The following is a 20,573-nucleotide window of genomic DNA, read 5'->3' on the forward strand; positions in this document are numbered from 1 at the left end:
CTTTGGGCGGTATGTGTTGTCATAAATGATGCGTAATAAGGTGTTGTCGGTCTTATTACGGTTATTCAATTTCTGCACAGATCAGCTGTACACCACATGCTGTTATCGCCTCACGCTTATCTACGCTTAGGTGGTTGTCTGTAATAACAGTGGTAACACGCTGCCAAGGCAGTTCTAAATTCGGTATTTTTCGGCCAATTTTTTCTGACTCAACCAGCACTACCACTTCACGGGCAGCTTCAGCCATCACTTGGCTAAGCCCTACTAATTCATTGAAGGTTGTAGTACCTCTATCAATATCAATGCCATCGGCACCAATAAAGAGTTGGTCAAAGTCGTAAGAGCGTAGAACATTCTCTGCAACTTGGCCCTGAAACGATTCTGAATGCGGATCCCAAGTCCCACCGGTCATCAAAAGTGTTGGCTCATTTTCTAATGAAAGCAGTCGGTTAGCGACATTAATAGCATTGGTCATCACTACTAAGCCATGCTTATTGGCAAGTTCAGGGATCATCGCTGCTGTAGTGCGGCCGCTATCAATTATGATGCGGTTATGGTCTTTAATAAGCTTTGCAGCCGCCTGCGCGATTGCCATTTTGCGAAGCGAGTCGCTTTTCTCATTGCTATTTGCAACGATTTCTTGCGGCAATGCAATGGCACCACCGTAACGGCGCAGTAATAAGCCACTTTTCTCAAGTGCCGTGAGATCTTTACGAATCGTTACTTCTGAAGTTTGAAACTGCTCAGCCAGCGCCTCTACAGCGACCTCACCGTACTCATTAACTTGACTTAAGATTGTATGGCGACGTTGTTGAGTGTTTCGTTTTGTCATTTATATGATCACATAAGTTTCGTTTCGAAAGTTTTTAGATTTTAAACGAAACAATATAAATGGCAAGTGAATGCTTTAAATAAAATGAAGGGGAAACTTATAATTCAATTAAGTTCACACTAGGTACAAATAAACCACCATAAAAGGTGGCTCTTGCTGGTGTTAGGCAAGCAATTCTCCGTTTAAGATACACTTCACGATAGCTTGCTGTCGATTAGTACTACTCGTTTTTTTTATGCAGTTAGACAAATGAAAATCAACCGTTCTTTGACTGATATTAAGTATTTGACTAATTTCCCAGGATGTTTTGCCTATTGATGCCCATTTAATACACTCTTTTTCTCGCCGTGTAATTTTTACTGCTTCTGTACGCGTTGAACGTCGGTAGGCTTCAAACATTTCGATTAAAAAGATTCGCCAATAGTCTCCTAGCATTTTTGCTTTGTGCGGTTCAGTACTTAAATTGGGCAACTCAAGTACCAAACAAGCAAATTTATTCTTATGTAAACCTGTAGGAACAATTAATACTGAATCATAATTGCCATTTATTTCACTAAGCATCAGCGCTTTTGTTTCATTAAGACAATAATGAATTAATTTTTTACAGGAATGAACCTCATCTAAAAAAGGGCGCTCAAATTCTCCAAAGTAATTAGTATCAAATCTAAATAAGTCAGAGAAATCAAAAGTAATAAACCCTACCTGCGTATAACTATAAGTATTTTTTATATCTGTAAAAAAATTATTAAAGCTATCTACTGAGTTTATACTCTCAATCCTAGAATGAAGTTCATTTATATTTACCATAAAAAACGCTCTCTTATAAGATTATTTTTTACATAGATCTGGAGCGAGAATACAAATGCTTTTCACTGATGACTCGTCAGTATTAATTTTAATAGTATCATTTATATACAGTCCACCGGTATTAGCTACTGTTAATAATATAAAGGTAGTCACATAGATGAATGTTTTTTTAAAAGTGTCTTTCATAGTGGTATAGCCCCTAACTTATGTTGTAGTTATTTTGTTCACATTAAATTTGGGCTAAGAGGGCAATTTTATCAATAATTATGTGGTGACTTTTTTATAACTTTAAAGAAAAGCATTTAACTCATTGAATTTCAAATAAAATTATATCACTGTATTTATTACCTAAGCTTTCAACTACAATCAAGTTATTCATTTTATCTACATAAAAACTAGGCCTAATCACGTTAAAGTCAAACGTTTTTGACTTTAAGCTAGAGGCATCAACATCGTATAAGTCCATTTCATAGAAGGTGGTGTTTATCAAGTTATGATCACTCCATAGTAATGTGCTATCTATAATCGTCCAGTTTGTATTATGCTCAGTAGACACACTTATCGGCATTGGGATCATCGATTCTTTTAACGTTTCAAAGCGTGATAACCTGCCGTTGTCATCACCTAGAACATACCCTTCATTGAATGGACGAATAAAGCGGTAACCTTTAAAGATTTTTTCCTTTGTTTTCTCTTCAATCGTATGCTTAAAAGCTTGCCATTCACCATTACTCTTACGCGTATATAAAATAGACTTTTCGTCTAGTGAAAAAGTAATATCGCCAATCAACTCATCAGCTTTAGAGAGGTAGGTAAGGCTATTATCAAGTGTATTAAGAATCGTTATGCGCTCTTGAAGTTTCAGTAATACATATTGCCCAGATGTCGAGGAGCTTATTAACTTAAGTGGCTTTTCAGTACTCATTAAAGTCACTTTTTTATCAGCCTTTGTTTTTTCATAAAAAATCAAAGAGTTTACTCCGCTCTCTTTTATAACCATCCAGATTTTATTATTAACGGGCTGGTAAGCTTTAATGTAACCTTGCTTTGGTTGTTTCTCTTGGATTAACTCAACATTTTTAAAATCACTTAATGGTAGTTTCTTCTCTATCAGCGTATTGGTTAACACATTATCTCTAATCGCCAATAGAGAACTAGAACTTAAAACTTTGGCAGCAATCAAGCCTGTTTCTGAATTAGTTATGATCTCTAAATCACCTGTTTTAATGTTCAATTTAGTTAATTTTTTATCATCGACTAAAATGATGTGCTCATTATCTAGCCATTGAACATCATAAATGACAACATTTTGGTCATGCTGGAAAAGTGTGCTACCAATTTTTAAATCGAGTACTCGAATAGAGTTACGTTTACTATCTAAAAAAACTCGAAGCACAACAACTTTGCTAGAATCTGGAGAAATATCGGCTTGGCTGTCATGTGCACCTTTTTGAGCAACGGATGTAACTTCCTCTAGCAAGTTATTGTTAGAGTTATACTTATAGATAAGCATTGCACTTTGTTGGCTTTTTTGCCCAGAAAAGTAAATTAGGCCATCTTCATTTTTATCCACAAAAACATCGGCGATAAAGTAAAAGTCGGATACTAATATCTCTGGTTTATGTGCTTCACTTTCTAAGGCAACCTGTTTTAATAAAGCAGTACCATCTAAATTATCAGAAAAATACAAGTGTTTTGCATCATTGGAAAAAGTTAACCCCCTGGGTAGGGTCGTATCATCAATTAGCATTTTGACAGTTTGGCTTTCTCTATCTTTTAAATAGATGTGGTCATTTTCCTCATGACTTACTTTACTTGTAAATGCTATATATTTGCCATCATTTGAAACAGCTAACGCCCTTTTGTCCGAAATAACAGAATCAATCACTTTTGTAACGACATGTACTTCTTTATCAGTATTTTTATAGATGAAGTAGGTCAATGAAAACAAAAAGAGGGTGGCAATTACAATGAATAAAAAACGCCTATTTTTTTTTGCGTCGTTATTCTTAACATTTATTGGTTTTTCGGTGTCCTCAGACGTAGATGTTTCTGCAATTTGAGATACTGGGCAAATTAATTTATAGCCACGCTTTGGAAGAGATTGAAGGTAAGTAGGTTCTTTGTGGTCATCGTTCAAAACAATACGTATTTTACTTATAATTCGCCTAACAGCTGCATCAGAGACACATCGACCTTGCCATAAGTTTTCATGGAGCTCTTCCATCGAAATATAACGATCATTATGCTCAATAAAATACATTAAGACAGCAAAGACTTTTGGTTCTAATAAAATTGATTGCTCATTTATGTGAAGAGACATCTCTTGCGTATCTAAATAATACTCACCAATCTTAAAAAACATACTGTTTAGTCACTCACAAACTTAACACTTCCTTAACAACAACTATAGTACCGCACTGTAATTAGAATTACCACACAATCATAACCAACTGATTTATAAGAAAGTCACAACTTGGTTACAGATATATCAGCGTTAAATCATTGCAAATCAGCTGGCTTATTTTAGGTTTATCTTCAAGTCCGAAAAACTAATAAGGCAAGTTAAATGAGAAACAATATGAAATCAGAAAAACACTCGGTAGCAGCTCGAAGAACAAATGATGGTTTTATTGAAATTACCAACCTCGAATTACTTGATGCACTCGTCGGTGGTTATATCGATCCTGAAGAGGTCTATTGTCATGTAAGTGATAATCAGGAACAACGCACCTCCTTCTCAGATTCCGAGGGCATTAGCTAATGCCAGAAAATTTTTCGACAAGCTACAAACCTCACTTAAAGCGTTTAACCGAAAAACGGGATTTGGCAGCTTTATATAATATTGAGCAATGGTGTGAAAACATGTGCATTGCTTTTGATAGGGATGTAGCAGGTCAAGAGATAAAGTTTAATAGAACACTGCGAAGACTAATCAATGCATACCCATTAGTGTTAGCTTACCAAGGAAAAACTAATGAAAGTGAGCTGTTTTTAAAGAAAGCGATCGACCTGTGGAGTGAGTCATATAGCAATGACAGAGATAACCAAAATCTCATAAACCTTATAGACCCTACAATCAACTTACTCAGGCTCTATAAATTGACGAAAAGAAAATCAGAGTTCGATTCCCTGTTAAACAACATATCTCCAATTTATAACAGTGACAAAGTTCATTTAGGTGGAATAAAAGTTTCAAAGTCGGATATTGGCGAGCATTGGGAGGCACTCTACCTTGCTACGTTAGATGAATGCTTAAAAAGCTATACTGCAGATTCTAATTTCAATGCGGTGTTCTCACTCCAAGACTTAATACCTGAAAAATATAGTAATAATGACATATATATTGAATCAAAAATAATATCACTAATTTACTTAAATGAATTTGATGAAGCTTTGGATATTTGCTTTAAGCAAATAAGAAAATACAAATGTATAAAAAATGGGATATACAGCTACCGGCTTTACGAATTATTTAAAAAATCAGGAAATGAAAGCAAATCTAAAACTGTGTTAAATCACCTGATAGCTTGCTTAAAGAAAACAAAGCTAGATTCACTATCAGACCTGAACTTTTCCTCATATGTTATCGCAGAAAGTAAAGAGTCACAGAGTTCATCACTCGTAAAAAACACTTTGAAAAGTTATAAACAAATAAATGATGAATTCAATTATGGCATGACAGTTCTAGACATATATAAAAACCACCCATCCAAAGATATAAAGAAAGAACTTTTAGAAATAAATGAAAAAACAGAATATTTCATACTGAAAAAATACATTTCACATGAATTAAACTTACCCTTCATTGAGGAAAGAGAAAACAAGAAAAACTTAAAAGAAATAACAAAAAGGATTAATAAAATAATTAACCCTAGTAGATTTAACAGTTAAAAAAATAAAAAACAACATCCATAATTATAAAACCCATTAAGGGCTAATAAAATAAATTTAAGGAAATAAAATGAGCAAGAAATTTGAAAATATCAAAAACGAAGAAATCAAACTTAATGAGCTAGGTGAAGTTGAGCTAAGTGAAGAGTTAGCTGGCGTTGTAGCTGGTGGTTTCTCTCCAGAAGAAGAGGATGAAGAGACTAATGTCGGTTGTGCAAACATTAGCTGTGGCTCTGAATTTAAAGAACTATAACTAACACACTAACCCAGATCACCCTCTTTAAAGTGATCTGGGTTAATTTACAACTAAAGGAGAAAAAATGATCTCTTCAACAGGAAAAATTAAAGGCTTTTCTAAACAACAATTAGTAAATAGCCTCAGCAATGAAAAATTCCAGCTAATAATCTTTCCAACAGAGCAGTGCAATTTTCGATGCGTGTATTGCTATGAAGATTTTGAAATTGGGAAAATGCCTCGTTGGTTAGTCGATGCTACTAAAATTCTTATCAAAAATAAAATACCTAAGTTAAAGAGCCTATCATTTAGTTGGTTTGGTGGAGAACCTTTATTAGCAAAAGATATTCTATTTGAAATTGCTGAATACGCCCAATCATTAGCAAAAGAAAATGGCTGTAAAGTGTCGGGAAATCTGACTACAAATGGTTCTCTTCTCGATATAAAAACACTTACAAAACTTGTGGAGCTAAAACAAAATAGCTTTCAAATCTCTATTGACGGTGACAAAGAGTCACACGACACAACTCGATTAACACGTAACGGAAGAGGCAGTTTTGATAAAATATGGGGTCGCTTATTAGCAGCATCTGCAACAGATCTTGATTTTCATATAACTCTCAGAATACATGTTACAGACTTAAACCATGAAAGTGTTTTAGCCTTTTGTGAACGCTATGATGAAGAGCTAAAAGAAGACAGTAGGTTTCAGTTGCTTTTTAAAGAAATATCTAACTTAGGGGGTGATAATCAAGAAAAAATAAACCGCCTAATATCAAAAAAATCAGCCAAACAGTTAGCTCGAGAACTAACAGAACGTTATTTAGATAATAGTAAGGAAACTAATGATCGGGGCCATTACATCTGTTATGCCGGAAAGCCAAATTCTTTAGGAATTAGAGCAAATGGTAATATCAATAAGTGTACCGTTGCTTTAGATGATGACAGAAACAATATTGGCAAGATTAACCCTGACGGCACTCTCACTTTAAATAATGAAAAATTTAGCACCTGGATAAAAGGCTTTACGACTCTTGATAGCTGGCAAATGGGATGCCCGCTTAGTTATATGAACAGCAACACTGTTGTTGGTGACATTCCGATAAAGAAAGTTAGCTAGCTCATGTCTATTGTTAATATGTTTAGAAAGGAAGCTCTTAGGAACCAATATAAATCAAGTGATATTGGCAAGTCGCTTATAAAGCAACCTAAAGTGATAAATAACTCTATATTATTTCTTATCTTCATATTTATCGCTTTCTTCCTTTTAATAAAAATAATCTCGATCCCATCAAGTAAGAGTCTTGCGGTTAAGATATCTGCTGAAAATTATACACCACTAATTTATAGTGAAGTTGCCATTATAAAAAGTTACCTATCTAAAAATGGTGGGCATGTAAGAAAAGATCAGCCTTTGATCTCCATCTCTAAACTAAACAATAAAAGTAGTTTAGAAAGTGATGTTATCCGCTCTCCCAGTGACGGTTTTTTCTTTCACTCTAAAATTGATAAAAATATAACTCAACCATACAAGCCTCTTGGTTATCTTTTGACTCCACCAGCCGATGGTGAATTATCTTTTTGGATATCAAACACCAATAAAATCAATTTAAATGTAAATGACAAAGCGACTCTACATATTAACGATGAAAAAATAACTGCAACAGTCACTATGGTTATTAATGGAATATCAAGTGAAAAAGAACAAAAAATTCACTTAAGAATAAAAGAAAATGAGATACAAAAATTATCACCTAACGCTGAAATAAAAATAGTACTTAACAAGCAAGATGAAAAGATTATAAATTTAATTAAATAGTGAAAATTAAATGCGACTAACCGATTATATTGACTTTAAATCATCTAAATTGCCTACTTTTTTACAAAGTGAAGTAGCTGAATGTGGGATTACTTGCCTTGCAATGATCGCATTTTATCATGGCTACAAAGTTAATATGCTTGCCATGCGACAGCGCTATCCGGTAGGAACACAAGGCATTACCGTTAAACATATTTTAAAAATAGCTGATGATATTGGCTTGTCTGGGCGTGTACTAAAACTAGAGCTTGGACAGCTATCAAAGCTAAAAGGGCCAGCAATCCTTCATTGGAACTTTAATCATTTTGTAACCTTAGCGTCGGTCAGTAGAACAGGGATCGTTATTCATGATCCTGCCAAAGGGAAAGTTAAACTTGATTGGAAACAAGTTTCTGAAGCTTTCACTGGTATTGCAATAGAGTTAACTCCTTCATCGACATTTACGGTTGCAGATGAAAGAGTAAAAATGCCACTTAGAACGTTTATAGGTAATATTGATGGGTTAGGCTCATCGCTATTCAAAATATTCGTTATTGCATTGATATTGCAATGCTTTTTACTCATATCCCCATACTATATAAGAATCGTCATTGACCATGGTATTCCACTTTCAGATAGCGGTGTGTTGGTCTGGCTACTGGCTGCATTTCTAGCAATCACACTATTAACTACGTTTAGTAATATTATTCGCTCAGCGGCAATATTATACCTAGATAAGAACTTAGGTTTTCAGGTAAAGGCTAATATACAACGCCACTTACTACATTTACCTCTATCATTCTTTGAGTCTCGCCATGTCGGAGATATCAAATCAAGATTCGAGGCCTTTAATGAAGTTCAGCGTATGATTAGCCGAGGCTTTATTGCCGCGATTGTCGAAGGCCTTCTTGGTATTACGACTTTAATCATAATGTATACCTATTCACCTACCCTTGCCTTGATATCACTTATATTTTTATCTATCACGTTAATGGTAAGGCTTTACTTAACAAAAAAAGAAAATAAACACTTAGAACAGGTTTTAGCGAAACAAGCAAAAGAAAATAGCCACTTCCTCGAAACAATTCGAGCAATAATGCCCATAAAGTGCTACGTCAAAGAAAGTACACGATTATCATCATGGCTTAACTTATTTGCCGATACAACCAATGAAAATATTAAGCGAGAGAAAATATCTATTTCGGCTGAAATAAGCCAAGAATTAATAAGTAAAGTAGAGTATTTAACCGTTATATTTTTTGGTGCGACATTAATTATAAACAATGCGTTTACGATTGGTATGTTCATTGCCTTCTTAGCCTATCGTCAACAATTTTCAAGCAGCACTCAAACCTTAGTTGACCATATATTTCGATTTAAGTTGGCATCCACTTATCTTCGAAGAATGTCAGATATCGTCATGCAAAGCCAAGAACAAGAGAGTAATTCATTGGTCGTTGCAAAGGAGCAAACTAAAGGACATATCGAAGTACGTGATTTACATTTTAGATATTCTCCATCATCTCCTTGGTTATTTAGAGGTATCAACTTTGAAATAAATGCTGGAGAATCTGTCGCTATTATTGGCCGCTCGGGATTAGGCAAATCAACCTTACTTAAGCTAATGACGGGCCTAATTAAAGCCGAGCAAGGTGATTACCTATTAGATGGACACTCAATCAATATGCTAGGGATGCGAAACTTTCGATCTATGTGCGCCACGGTTATGCAAAATGATCAATTACTGAATGGCTCTTTAATTGAAAATATCTCCTTTTTTGAACCCAAACCAGATATCAATCAAGTGATTGAGGCTGCAAAAGGTGCAGCAATTTGGCAAGAGATTCAAGCCATGCCTATGGGACTGCACACACAGGTGGGCGACTTAGGCAGTTCTTTGTCTGGTGGTCAAAAACAACGCTTACTGTTAGCCAGAGCGCTTTACAGCCAACCTATTGTTTTATTTTTAGATGAAGCAACGAGTCACTTAGATGCTGCTACTGAATTACAAGTGAATCAGCATTTAAAATCAAAAAGAATAACCAGAATTAGCGTCGCCCACAGGCAAGAAACGATAAAAGCAGCAGACAGAGTAATAGACTTAGAAAAGTTAATTAATGGTCAAACACTGTCAGAGGTGATCTAACTAAAGATTGCTCATAAAGCAAAGGAAAAAATAATGAAACTCACATCTAAACTTGTTTATCAGGGGTTAATTGGTTTGTCAGCCATTATGCTTTTATCTGGTTGGCGGTTAGGGTTTGCAGATAATGCAGAAGTAATCTCTCTTGAGTCTGTAACAATGGCAAAAGTAGAGCGAGGTGACTTTTCTATTAAGGTTGAAGGTTATGGCTCGCTACAATCTATTAATAAAAGACTACTTACAGCCACCAGCAATGCGGTTGTCGACGAAATAAAGCTAAAAGCAGGGGCCGTTGTAGAGCCTGATACAGTGATTCTGACATTAAACAACCCTGAGCTTGAGAGTAAGCTGCGTCTAGCTTTAGCAAAGCTCAAAAATGCAAAGACACAGAAACGTCAAACTTTGTTAGTGCAACAACGGGAGCTGTTAAACAATGAATCAAGTATCTCTGAGTTAAAAGCACAAGCAGAAATTGCCATGCTCCAAGTAGAAGCCGAACGCTCTTTAGCTAAGTCGGGAATTGTCTCTGGGATTAGTGCTAAAAAAAATGAATTGGAAGCGAAGCAGTTACTTAAACGCATCAGCCTCGAAGAATCAAAATTAGACAAGCTCACTGAAATGCAAAAAGAAGCACTTTCAATTCAAGATGATCTTATTTCTCAAGCAGAAGATGAGTTCAACGTTGCAAAACTGATGGTCGAGCAATTATCTGTAAAAGCAGGAATGAAAGGGGTCATCCAGCGCCTTCCTCTCAGTTTAGGGCAAAGTGTAACAGCAGGCTCTGAGCTTGCGCTTATTGGCAGCCTATCGCCATTAGTTGGGGAAATAAAAGTTCCGCAAATTCAAGCGCATTTAATTCAAATGGGCATGAAAGCCGAGATTACAACACTCAATGAGCAAGTGCATGGACGAGTCGTTCGTGTTGACCCTGTTATCAATGATGGTGCTGTACAGGTTGATATTGAACTTGAAGCAATTGAGCATGGCAGCATGAAACCAATGCAACAGGTTGATGCAACCATCTACGCCGACGTACAAAAAGATATGAACTACATAAAGCAGCCCAGTGATGCTAAAGAGGGAGCCTATGGTTCACTATTCAAGCTAACGAGTGATAACAAGGCTGTTAGAGTTGATGTGCAATATGGCAAAACATCAGGACAGCTAATTCAAGTGCTATCAGGCTTAGAGCCTGGCGAGCAAGTTATTATTTCCACCTTAGATATTCCTGCTGAAACAAAAATGATAAAAATAGAGAGCTAGAAGTATGAACACTGAAATTTTAAGGGTTAATAACTTAACTAAGTCCTTTACCAATGGCGATCAGGTCAGTCAAATTTTAAAAGGAATTAGCTTCACTGTTTATGATGGCGAATTTATTTCTATTTCAGGCCCATCAGGGTGCGGAAAATCAACACTACTGAATATTATGGGATTACTCGACACCCCACAAAGCGGTGAATATTACATCGACGGCTTACTTGTTTCTGATATGGATTCAACGCAACGCTCTAAAGTTCGTGGAAATAGAATCGGCTTTGTATTTCAATCTTTTAATCTAATAGATGAAATGACCGTCTTAGAAAATGTAGCACTGCCTTTAAAATACAGAGGGGATTCGCTTTCAACACGCCATGCACGTGCCCTAGATTGCTTAGAAAAAGTAGGCCTTGCAGATAAAGCTGATTTATACCCTAACCAAATATCAGGGGGTCAACAGCAACGCGTTTCCATTGCTCGCGCTTTAGCTGGTGATTCAGGTATTATGCTTGTCGATGAGCCGACAGGTAACTTAGATTCTAAAAACGGTGATGCCATCATGGCATTGATCAAAGACCTTAATCAGCAAGGCACAACTATCGTTTTAGTCACCCATGACCCGCGTTATGCCAACATGGCATCTCGTAATATTCAATTAAAAGATGGCTCTGTAATAGCTGAAAATGATGATGTCAGTACGCCAACAGATGCAAATCGAGTTGCTCAGCCATGTTAAAAGTAGCCTACAATACCTTCAAACGTGCTAAGCAGTACTATTTAACAACCGTATTTACATTAGCGCTCACTCTTTGCATGGTACTTAGCGCCTTTAGCTTAGTGGATTTAGTCTTTTTTTCCCCCTTGCCTTATCAACAAAGTGATAATTTATATTTATTAGAAGGCACCGTAAATTCAAAAAGTTACTCAGGCCCTGCTAGTAACTCAAAAGTAATGAGTTATATAGAGAATGAAAATACGCTCTTTACTGATATGGCTACCTACCATAAGTGGACCAGCTATAAATTATTAGACAGGCCAACTAGACCCGCTGTAGACGTTATTCTCGCATCTAATAACTTGTTTGACCTGCTTGGTGTCAAACCTGAACTTGGAAGATTATTCAATGAGACCGAGGCGCTTGGCAGTAAGCACATGTCTGTCGTTTTAGGCTATAGGGCATGGCAAAAACTTTTCCAAGGTCAAGATGATATCATTGGTCAAAAAATACAGTTAAATCAACGTCGATTCACTATTGTTGGTGTAGCTCCAGATGATCTTGTTCTGCCCCACTACAAAAATATAAACGATGCGATATGGTTACCTATTGATGTCGATGAGGTATTTGATCCCAAAACAGCAAATGGGTTTATGGGTGCATACAAAAGTGTTGTTAGATTAAAAGATACAGCATCAGAATCTGCAATCACACAACAGTTATCAGACCTATCATTGAAAGGCGCTCAGCTCCATGCTCCTAATATTCTGAAAGATTTTACTGTTAACGCACGTATCACGACATTTAGTGAAGCATTAAAAGGTGATAGCGGAAAAATAGTACTCATGCTGCTTTTAGGTGTTTGTTTGTTATTGATCATTGCACTTATCAACCTCTCTAGTATGCAACTTGCAAAAGCAATTACTCGTATAAAACCGATTGCTATAAGCTTTGCATTTGGAGCAAGTACAAAACAGCTCATTGTTGAAACACTAAAACACAACTTACTACTGATTAGCATTGCAGTCATACTGGCATTAACACTTACCCAAATAGGGTTTATCGTTATTCAAAACTTAGCCGAAAATTCTATACAACGGCTAGATACTCTTTCGTTAAGTATAAATACGCTCCTCTTTTCAGTATTTTTGATTGTTACTATTGCTGCACTCTATTCATTTATAGAATTAAGTGTCGTAAAAGAGAAAAACTTAATGAGTAGCTTACAAAGTAGCGGTAAAGGTACTGGAAAACAAATGAGCGCAGCGACCAGCCACTTGTTAGTTGGCTTACAGATTTTGTTCTCATTTTTAGTATTAACCGCAGCAAGTCACGTCGTGTTAGTGACACTCTCTGAAGCACTCAGAGATAATGGTATAAACACTCAAGGTAAATACTCACTTACAATAAATTACAGTAATATCGATAAGCCGAGTGAACGAATTAACCTTCATAAAGCCATTACCCAACAGCTATTAAACCTCGATAATGTGAGCAGTTTAGCACTATCATCAGAACAGCGCTTACCCGATACGGTTAACGTTAACCAAATATATGATGAAGCTGGCCAGTATATTGCCCAAGCGCGTAATAGCTTAGTTTCCAACAATTATTTTGCAGAATTAGATCTTAAAGTAACTGGCAAGGGCTTTAGCAAAGGTGATGAAAAACTTAAAAACCCGCCCATTATTGTTAACCAACGCCTTGCGGATATGTTGGATAAAAACACACAGAACGTACTAAATAGTAAAGTCAGCTTTGACAGCAAAACGTTTTATTCTATCGTAGGTGTAGTCAGTAATACCTACGTACCAGGAAGGCCTGAAAGTGAAAACTTTGAAGTGTTCACACCCAAAGATTACCCCGGCTGGAGTCAATATACCTACCTTCTAACAATGAAAGATTCCGCATCAATATCGCAAATTCAGCAACTGATCTACGGGATTGATAAACGCTTAGATATACATTCATTAGCGTCATTAACAACTCAATTTGATGACCAACGACAGCGTCATTTAAACGCAGCTTGGCTCGCTATTGTACTTGCATCAACATCATTACTCATGGTCTGTATAGGCATCAATGGCATTGTTAACTACTTAATTAAAGTACGCAGATATAGCTTGGGCGTTAAGCTCTCAATGGGCGCAGATAACCTAAGATTATTAAAAGAAAGTTTACTTGAGCTTATGCAACCCATAACGATGAGCTTGGTGCTCGCTTTTTCATTAGCATTTTTAATTATTGGTTATTGCTTTTCACTACCCAACGTCACCTTAACTATAAACTGGTGGTTAACATTATCTATCTGGCTTGGGCTGTTAGTTATGGCGCTTATCACGAGCTTTTTTCCGATCAATAAAACACTAAGACAAGATCCAATAAAGGCATTACGCAATGAATAGATTTCTTATATTTATAGTATTGCTCTTATCTTTCGCGATACACGCAAACACAGATGAGAATAGGCCCCAATGGGAAAGCTATATAGATTCCACAACACAAGAGAATGTATCACTATCACCTAATGGGGAACAGGCTCTATTTTTACATCAGATACGCTATCCATCGATTCACTATGTATCACAAGCACGCGTACAGTTAGCGGGCTTGGATTTTTATAGCAATCTATATAGCCGATTTGACACACCTTTATATAGCCATACAACACTTTTTGATATCAGCAATAGAACGAGCATAGATCTAACCCCTGATAGCGGCGTCATTATTGACTATAACTGGTCTCCTGACGTTAAAAAAATTGCTTATTTAATTCAAAATGACAACACAATTAATTTATGGGTATATGATGTTGAAACTCAGGTTTTCAAACGCCTTTCTCAGGTCAATTTATCTGCCTCATTAGGTGGCAGACACCTCAGGTGGCTACCTGACAGCACAGCACTAATCGTTAAAAAAAGAAATACTAAAGTACACTCACCCATTAACGAATTAAAACAGCCGAACTCTCTCTCATCTGAGCGACAAGTAGAGCAAGGACGAACATATCAAAGCCTTCTAAAAAATAACAAACTTAAAGAGCAATTTAAAACTCTTGCGCTTTCAAGCTTAGTTAAAATCGATTTAAAAGGTAATGTGACCTCTCTAACTGATAATATGCTATTTGATGATTTCTCTGTGTCTCCTGACGGAGAGTATGTGTTGTCGTCAACTCTACCCAAAGAGCTCTCTTCCTATTTACCATACAAAAAGTGGGGCAGAGACTATCAAGTTACTAACTTAAAAACCCACCACCAGCTAAATGTTTTACCCTCTTTAAATAACAAGGTTAACTTAAAGAAAGCCAAAGATAGCGTCCCTAATGGTGCAAGATTAGTAAAATGGCTTCCCTCTGAAGGCTCAACTCTCACTTGGACCGAAGCAATTGATAATGGTGATATGTCAGTAGATAAAAAATATCATGACAATACATATAAACTTCCCAGCCCGTTCAATCAAAACAAACAACTCATCCATCAGGCAAAGTGGAGAGTACATAATATTATATGGGGGAAGTCAGGTGCCGGAGTCGCTCAAGAATGGCTTTATGCTAGTAAACAAGCAAAAGCTTCTTTAATCAGTGCAAGTACCTCAGCAAATGTCTTAATTGAGCAACGAGACTATAGAGATAAATTTAATGACTTTGGCGATCCGCAAACCCTGAGACTACCTGAAGGGTATGAAGTGCTTGTTGAAGATGATTCAAACCTTTTATTTTTATCGAACGGCCTTAGCAAAGAGGGCATCAGGCCCACTATAAAGACACTAAACAAGACCAATAACACACGAAAAGAGTACTTTATCAGCAGTAAAGAAAGCATTGAACTCCCTTTAAGAGTGGCAAATAATACGCTTATTATACAAACACAAAATGTACAAACTGCTCCTCAATATTTTGCAATTTTGAGCACTGATATGAATGAGCGAATCCCCTTATTAACGAACAAAAATAAGCAATATTTTGACAAGCCTCCTACATTTATAAATTATAAAAGAAGCGATGGGTTAAATTTAAGTGGTACGCTACATTTACCGAGTAACTACGATAAAGCACAAGGCAAAATACCTGCAGTCCTATGGATCTATCCGGATGAATTTAATAATAAAAAACTAAGCCAACAAAATACTGTAAAAACCAATATATTTAGGCAATTTGATCCATTAAGCCCTTTGGTTTTTCTTCATGACGGCATCGCAGTTTTTGAGTCACCATCGATGCCAATCACTGCATTTGACGGTCAAGAACCCAATGATGATTTTATCAATCAAATAAACCTTAATGCACAAGCAGCTATCAATGCACTCGAAGGTACTGGGTTGATTGATATCGACTCTTTAGCTGTCATGGGTCATTCATATGGCGCATTTACCGTAGCAAACTTGCTCGCACATACTGACTTTTTTAAAGCTGGTATTGCTCGAAGCGGTGCTTATAACAGAACATTAACGCCTTTTGGCTTTCAAGGTGAAAAGCGTACTCTATGGCAAGCAAAAAAGACCTATATTGACTTATCACCAATCATGTTCGCAGATAAAATTAATGCGCCATTGCTGCTTATTCATGGTGAAAATGACCAAAATTCGGGGACTTACCCCCTACAATCAACAAGAATGTATCAAGCGCTAATTGCGAATAAAAAAACAACTCAGCTCATTATGCTCCCCTATGAAGGCCACTCTTATAGAGCGAAAGAAAACTTAACATATTTACTTAAAGAGCAATCAGCTTGGCTTAATAAGTGGTTAAAATCATCCCGAGCACAATTATGAAGTAATACCATATGCTCTTTAGTAACCGCTATTGAGCATAAAAAGCATTATTCTTATATAATCTCCTAAATTATTTACACTCAAAGGCTCTATATCATTTCACTTGTCATCATTGCTACATAAGGCTAGCTGTAACTGAGCCAACTTTGGGCTTGCATGAGTATCTGAATTACTTCACTATAAATAGCTTAAGCTATAAAAAACAATAAATTAAAGGATTAATAATGAAGTTACTTATTGCACTATGCTTAACTGTTTTAAGTTTTTATAGCCACGCGGCGGTCACGCCTTGGCTGGATTTTCACTTAGAAAATGGTCACATCAAAGTGCCAGCAACGGTATCTGGTATACCGAGTAAAATTTTATTGGATACGGGCGCACAAGTGAATGGCATTAATCCTCACTTTATTAACAAAAATAAGCTTAAGCTAGATAAAGGAGGCAAAACGCGAATTAAAGGCGTATATGGCATTGAAAATAAAACAACTTACCACAATGTGCCCATTAATTTTTTTGGTATGGACACTGAAGTTGATGATGCGGTAGAAATCAACCTTGGCCTTCATGATAACGCACTCCTATTTGGTGCCGGCTTCTTTCGCCAGTTTGTTATACAACTGGATTACCCAAATCAAAAAATGCGTCTTATTACCCACGACTCAGTCAATTTAAATGACACTGAAAATATTAAAATGCTAAAACAAAAAGGCTCAGGTATGCCTATTGTAGAAGTGATGTTAAGTAATGAAAAATCAATATGGTTGGTGCTCGACACAGGTAACAATGGCGGTATGGTTGTTAAACGAAGTGTCGCTCAAAGCATGGGGTGGCTTGATGAGATAGAGCGCGAATCGGGAATAAGCACAGGTGTGAATACAAGTGGTATGACTGAAAGCTTTCGTATCCCTTGGCTAAAATTTGGCCCTTTTGAAATGGAAAATGTTCTGGTGAGTATCCCTGCTAAAGGAGAATCTGCGAATCTTGAATCTCAATACAAAACAACGGGTACACATATTAGAGGAAAAAAAGTACAAGGCTTAATAGGCTACGATGTTCTCAAACATTTTTTAATCACTATTGACTATAAAAGTGGTCATGCACATATTGGATTACCTGAATAAACGATGAGCATTTCATTTAACAGCCTAGAAAAGTCACTTATAGAACAACGAAAAAACACCCATGAAATTTGCCGTTTATTTGCCAAAAGCCCAAGTAGAGGCAATTTAAAGCGATTAAAAGGTACGTTTGCTCAGTGTGGTGAACAGGTTGTCATCGAAGCAGGTTTTCACTGTGATTATGGCAGTGGTATTAAAATAGGTGATCGAACCTTCATAAATATTAACTGTACGGTGCTCGATGCACCGCTATCTGATGCGCAAATTACTATAGGCGATGACTGCTTAATAGGCCCTAATGTGCAATTACTCGCGGTATCGCATGCAGTAAATCCAACCGAGCGTTTAGCAAAAGCTAATTTTGCAGCGCCGATTAGCATTGGTAACAACGTATGGATTGGTGCTGGCGCTATTATACTTGCAGGCATTAAAGTAGCCGATAATGCCGTGATTGGCGCAGGGGCAATAGTTACCAAAGATGTCGCGGCAAACACCCTAATAGCAGGTAACCCCGCGGTGAAGATTAAAGATATTTAAGTACACACTCAAAGCATATCGAGCGCTAAAGCACATACTACACGAGCCCGCTACGTATATTTTATACCAATGGTATAGTTGTTTAGATTAACCTGATAATCAATGGGCTTACTAGGATTAGTCCACAACCAAAACCTACTTTTACTTGCCATGCTTTATATTTACCTGTGACTTTAATCCCTAAAAATGGACTTAATAAATCGACGCGACGCGCACCTATAAACACTAGCCAACAAAGAATAAAAGTGAGACTTAGTATAAGTAGTGACTCCATGAAACCACCTAATTGCAGCTTCGATAAATAAAAGGCAAGGCCAATAATCACACTTTGATGTAAGAGATAAAAAGGAAATACCGCTGAGTTCAATAAAGCCAATTTAGGGTGATCGTGATTTAAAAAACGTTGTGCTAGTGCCAGCATCATTAACACACCAACTAATCGTTGCGCGGTATACAACATATCCATGCCCGTAATTTGCCACTGACTGGCAGCTGAGTTTTGCCAAATCATGTTATAGCCCGCCACTACAATCAGGTAACCTACAATAAATACCACGCATAATGCCCTCCAATGAAGAAGTAGCCGACTATAAAATACTGAGTGCCACGCAAGTAAGTAACCATAAAGTAAAAATAAAACACCCATGGGGTATCGAAATGTATCGCTCGGCCAGCTCAACTTTAAAATACAAAGCGGCAATAGCAATACGATAAAAATAATTAATAACGACTGTTCACATAGACGTGTAATCACTGTTTGAACATAATGGTGATGAAGCAGTGGCAGAGCAAACACGAGCAATAAGGTAAATTGCCATAACGAGCGTAAGTACCAAAGATGGTTTACATCAACATGAGGCCAAATACCTGCTTGATAATGTTCAAATAAAGGGCTTGTTAAATCAAAAAACTGCAAGTAAAACTGCCAGTAACTTATCGCTAAACCGGTCTCTTGGCTCATTTGCGCATATAGCTGAACTGGCACAATAAACCAAACTCCAATTAATAATGGCAGTAATATTCTGACACTGCGTGATATTAAAAAACCACCTAAGCTAGCGCGCGCAATTATGAACCTCAGTGCAGTACCTGAGATAAACCAGATTAACCCCATCCGCCAAGGCGACAATAAGAGCATGATGTTTTCTATATTGCTGGATAAATACTGACTTTTAAAGTGAAAGCCCCAATTTTGAGTGTATAACATACCAGTGTGGTAAAAAATTAATAAGCCAAAGGCAAGTACTCTTAGCCAATCTAAATCATAACGACGCGGTGGTAACTCAACGGCTTGATTGAACGCATTTTGCCATGGCTGTAATAACGTGCGCGCTGTGTTTTTAATTATTATTTTAAGTTTCATAATTTATTATGGTTACGACAAATTAATAACAACTATGAACAACATGCAGCGTTAAGCTATCAAAAAAGGTCGATAAAACAATCAGTAGGGATAAACGGTGGATATCAGGGATGGTATGTTTGGTGATTTATCACTATCTTGTTAATCTAATTACGGTCTTCAAAGAGTAACAATAATAATGATCACCTTAATGCATTTTCAACGTAATCGAACTTGGTATGCGACATTATTTTTATTTAGTTATATTTTTATAAATAACACTATTAATGCCAGCTCAGATATCATGGAAGCCCAACGCGATGGTGAACTGTCCTTTTTGCTTTGGGAGCCCTTTGTCTGGGAATATTCAAGCGCTATCGGCACCTTACTATTATTTCCTGCTTTAGTTTGGTTATTGCAAGCCCACCCCTTTAATTGGCAAAAGATCGCTCGCTCATTGCTCACTTATTTATTCGCAAGCATTATTTTTTCCTTATTACATATCGGGATCATGGTCGCTATCCGTGAGTTCATTTACACAATTCAAGACATGCAGTATGACTTCGGGTTGCTGTGGTTTGAGTTACTTTATGAATACCGTAAAGACTTATGGGGGTTTTTATCTTTAATTGTCATTATCAAAACGTATCAATACATTATTAGCCAATTAACCGGCGAAGCCACGCCAATCAATCATGAAGAAAACGCCCAACAGGATTTAAATTTCGACCGATTACTGGTTAAAAAACTGGGTAAAGAATTCATCATCTGTACAGAGCAAATTGACTGGCTTGAATCTAGCGGCAATTACGTAAACCTACATATTGGCACACGTATTTATCCGCTACGTACAACCATGACCCATCTTATATCTCGGTTAGAACCAAAAGGTTTTTGTCGTATTCACCGCTCTTATGCTATTAGACTCGATGCGATTGAATCTATCACGCCATTACCAAGCGGTGATAGTGAAGTGAAACTTATAACGGGTAAAATACTTAACTTATCACGTCGTTACAAAGAGCAATTTAAAAAACAGGTTAATTCGTCTGCGGCTCATTTTTAGCTCACTCTAGATGAAGTTCATCTACATAAAGTATTTGCTGTACTTGGTCGCTATTT

At 36.7% G+C, this 20,573-nt stretch carries 17 protein-coding genes; 13 read left to right on the plus strand and 4 right to left on the minus strand.

Going from position 1 to position 20,573, the window contains the following annotated elements; genetic code table 11:
- Positions 1-61: 61 nt before the first annotated feature.
- The 3 genes from L3V41_RS18090 to L3V41_RS18100 all read right to left on the minus strand — a co-directional run bounded on the left by L3V41_RS18090 (position 62) and on the right by L3V41_RS18100 (position 4,004).
- Positions 62-832, minus strand: coding sequence for a DeoR family transcriptional regulator (locus L3V41_RS18090; RefSeq protein ID WP_193988045.1), 771 nt, complete (start codon positions 830-832; stop codon positions 62-64).
- A 162-nt stretch (positions 833-994) separates the two neighbouring features.
- On the minus strand, positions 995-1,639 hold the full coding sequence (locus L3V41_RS18095) for a helix-turn-helix transcriptional regulator (protein WP_193988046.1): 645 nt from the start codon (positions 1,637-1,639) through the stop codon (positions 995-997).
- A gap of 307 nt (positions 1,640-1,946) precedes the next feature.
- Positions 1,947-4,004, minus strand: coding sequence for a winged helix-turn-helix domain-containing protein (locus L3V41_RS18100; RefSeq protein WP_237128241.1), 2,058 nt, complete (start codon positions 4,002-4,004; stop codon positions 1,947-1,949).
- A gap of 216 nt (positions 4,005-4,220) precedes the next feature.
- On the opposite strand from L3V41_RS18100, the gene L3V41_RS18105 reads away from it, so the two are divergent.
- The 12 genes from L3V41_RS18105 (at position 4,221) to L3V41_RS18160 (ending at position 18,109) form a co-directional block, all read left to right on the plus strand.
- The gene (locus L3V41_RS18105; protein ID WP_237128242.1) at positions 4,221-4,403 is read left to right on the plus strand and encodes a hypothetical protein; all 183 of its coding nucleotides are present in this window, start codon (positions 4,221-4,223) and stop codon (positions 4,401-4,403) included.
- The gene (locus L3V41_RS18110) at positions 4,403-5,533 is read left to right on the plus strand and encodes a hypothetical protein (protein WP_237128243.1); all 1,131 of its coding nucleotides are present in this window, start codon (positions 4,403-4,405) and stop codon (positions 5,531-5,533) included. Before L3V41_RS18105 ends, L3V41_RS18110 begins: the two co-directional genes overlap by 1 nt.
- Before the next feature lie 70 nt (positions 5,534-5,603).
- On the plus strand, positions 5,604-5,786 hold the full coding sequence (locus L3V41_RS18115; RefSeq protein WP_062567077.1) for a hypothetical protein: 183 nt from the start codon (positions 5,604-5,606) through the stop codon (positions 5,784-5,786).
- A 67-nt stretch (positions 5,787-5,853) separates the two neighbouring features.
- Positions 5,854-6,888, plus strand: a complete 1,035-nt coding sequence (locus L3V41_RS18120; RefSeq protein WP_062567076.1) for a radical SAM protein — start codon at positions 5,854-5,856, stop codon at positions 6,886-6,888.
- A gap of 3 nt (positions 6,889-6,891) precedes the next feature.
- Positions 6,892-7,587, plus strand: coding sequence for a hypothetical protein (locus L3V41_RS18125; protein WP_062567075.1), 696 nt, complete (start codon positions 6,892-6,894; stop codon positions 7,585-7,587).
- A 10-nt stretch (positions 7,588-7,597) separates the two neighbouring features.
- Positions 7,598-9,712: a peptidase domain-containing ABC transporter gene (locus L3V41_RS18130; RefSeq protein ID WP_062567074.1), complete on the plus strand. Its 2,115-nt coding sequence runs from the start codon at positions 7,598-7,600 to the stop codon at positions 9,710-9,712.
- Between the two features lie 33 nt (positions 9,713-9,745).
- Complete coding sequence (locus L3V41_RS18135) at positions 9,746-10,972, plus strand: HlyD family efflux transporter periplasmic adaptor subunit (RefSeq protein ID WP_228074365.1); 1,227 nt, start codon at positions 9,746-9,748, stop codon at positions 10,970-10,972.
- Positions 10,973-10,976: 4 nt separating this feature from the next.
- Positions 10,977-11,705, plus strand: a complete 729-nt coding sequence (locus L3V41_RS18140; RefSeq protein WP_062567072.1) for an ABC transporter ATP-binding protein — start codon at positions 10,977-10,979, stop codon at positions 11,703-11,705.
- A complete protein-coding gene (locus L3V41_RS18145; protein ID WP_237128244.1) occupies positions 11,699-14,089 on the plus strand; it encodes an ABC transporter permease in 2,391 nt (796 codons plus the stop codon). The genes L3V41_RS18140 and L3V41_RS18145 overlap by 7 nt, the downstream gene beginning before the upstream one ends.
- Entirely contained in the window at positions 14,082-16,454 is a 2,373-nt protein-coding gene (locus L3V41_RS18150; protein ID WP_237128245.1) for a prolyl oligopeptidase family serine peptidase, read from the plus strand. Before L3V41_RS18145 ends, L3V41_RS18150 begins: the two co-directional genes overlap by 8 nt.
- Positions 16,455-16,678: 224 nt before the next feature.
- The gene (locus L3V41_RS18155; RefSeq protein WP_062567069.1) at positions 16,679-17,575 is read left to right on the plus strand and encodes a pepsin/retropepsin-like aspartic protease family protein; all 897 of its coding nucleotides are present in this window, start codon (positions 16,679-16,681) and stop codon (positions 17,573-17,575) included.
- Between the two features lie 3 nt (positions 17,576-17,578).
- Positions 17,579-18,109: a sugar O-acetyltransferase gene (locus tag L3V41_RS18160; protein ID WP_237128246.1), complete on the plus strand. Its 531-nt coding sequence runs from the start codon at positions 17,579-17,581 to the stop codon at positions 18,107-18,109.
- 82 nt (positions 18,110-18,191) lie between these two features.
- Here L3V41_RS18160 and L3V41_RS18165 read toward each other — a convergent pair whose 3' ends face one another.
- Entirely contained in the window at positions 18,192-19,472 is a 1,281-nt protein-coding gene (locus L3V41_RS18165; RefSeq protein WP_237128247.1) for an acyltransferase, read from the minus strand.
- A gap of 181 nt (positions 19,473-19,653) precedes the next feature.
- On the opposite strand from L3V41_RS18165, the gene L3V41_RS18170 reads away from it, so the two are divergent.
- Complete coding sequence (locus L3V41_RS18170; RefSeq protein WP_062567088.1) at positions 19,654-20,517, plus strand: LytTR family DNA-binding domain-containing protein; 864 nt, start codon at positions 19,654-19,656, stop codon at positions 20,515-20,517.
- Positions 20,518-20,573: the final 56 nt, after the last annotated feature.

Source organism: Pseudoalteromonas sp. L21 (assembly GCF_021728035.1).
In the GTDB taxonomy this organism is placed as follows: domain Bacteria; phylum Pseudomonadota; class Gammaproteobacteria; order Enterobacterales; family Alteromonadaceae; genus Pseudoalteromonas; species Pseudoalteromonas arabiensis.

Bases quoted from the DNA above. Each gene is read 5' to 3' on its own strand.
- L3V41_RS18090 (WP_193988045.1), bottom strand. From the start codon at position 832: ATGACAAAACGAAACACTCAACAACGTCGCCATACAATCTTAAGTCAA.
- L3V41_RS18095 (WP_193988046.1), bottom strand. From the start codon at position 1,639: ATGGTAAATATAAATGAACTTCATTCTAGGATTGAGAGTATAAACTCA.
- L3V41_RS18100 (WP_237128241.1), bottom strand. From the start codon at position 4,004: ATGTTTTTTAAGATTGGTGAGTATTATTTAGATACGCAAGAGATGTCT.
- L3V41_RS18105 (WP_237128242.1), top strand. From the start codon at position 4,221: ATGAAATCAGAAAAACACTCGGTAGCAGCTCGAAGAACAAATGATGGT.
- L3V41_RS18110 (WP_237128243.1), top strand. From the start codon at position 4,403: ATGCCAGAAAATTTTTCGACAAGCTACAAACCTCACTTAAAGCGTTTA.
- L3V41_RS18115 (WP_062567077.1), top strand. From the start codon at position 5,604: ATGAGCAAGAAATTTGAAAATATCAAAAACGAAGAAATCAAACTTAAT.
- L3V41_RS18120 (WP_062567076.1), top strand. From the start codon at position 5,854: ATGATCTCTTCAACAGGAAAAATTAAAGGCTTTTCTAAACAACAATTA.
- L3V41_RS18125 (WP_062567075.1), top strand. From the start codon at position 6,892: ATGTCTATTGTTAATATGTTTAGAAAGGAAGCTCTTAGGAACCAATAT.
- L3V41_RS18130 (WP_062567074.1), top strand. From the start codon at position 7,598: ATGCGACTAACCGATTATATTGACTTTAAATCATCTAAATTGCCTACT.
- L3V41_RS18135 (WP_228074365.1), top strand. From the start codon at position 9,746: ATGAAACTCACATCTAAACTTGTTTATCAGGGGTTAATTGGTTTGTCA.
- L3V41_RS18140 (WP_062567072.1), top strand. From the start codon at position 10,977: ATGAACACTGAAATTTTAAGGGTTAATAACTTAACTAAGTCCTTTACC.
- L3V41_RS18145 (WP_237128244.1), top strand. From the start codon at position 11,699: ATGTTAAAAGTAGCCTACAATACCTTCAAACGTGCTAAGCAGTACTAT.
- L3V41_RS18150 (WP_237128245.1), top strand. From the start codon at position 14,082: ATGAATAGATTTCTTATATTTATAGTATTGCTCTTATCTTTCGCGATA.
- L3V41_RS18155 (WP_062567069.1), top strand. From the start codon at position 16,679: ATGAAGTTACTTATTGCACTATGCTTAACTGTTTTAAGTTTTTATAGC.
- L3V41_RS18160 (WP_237128246.1), top strand. From the start codon at position 17,579: ATGAGCATTTCATTTAACAGCCTAGAAAAGTCACTTATAGAACAACGA.
- L3V41_RS18165 (WP_237128247.1), bottom strand. From the start codon at position 19,472: ATGAAACTTAAAATAATAATTAAAAACACAGCGCGCACGTTATTACAG.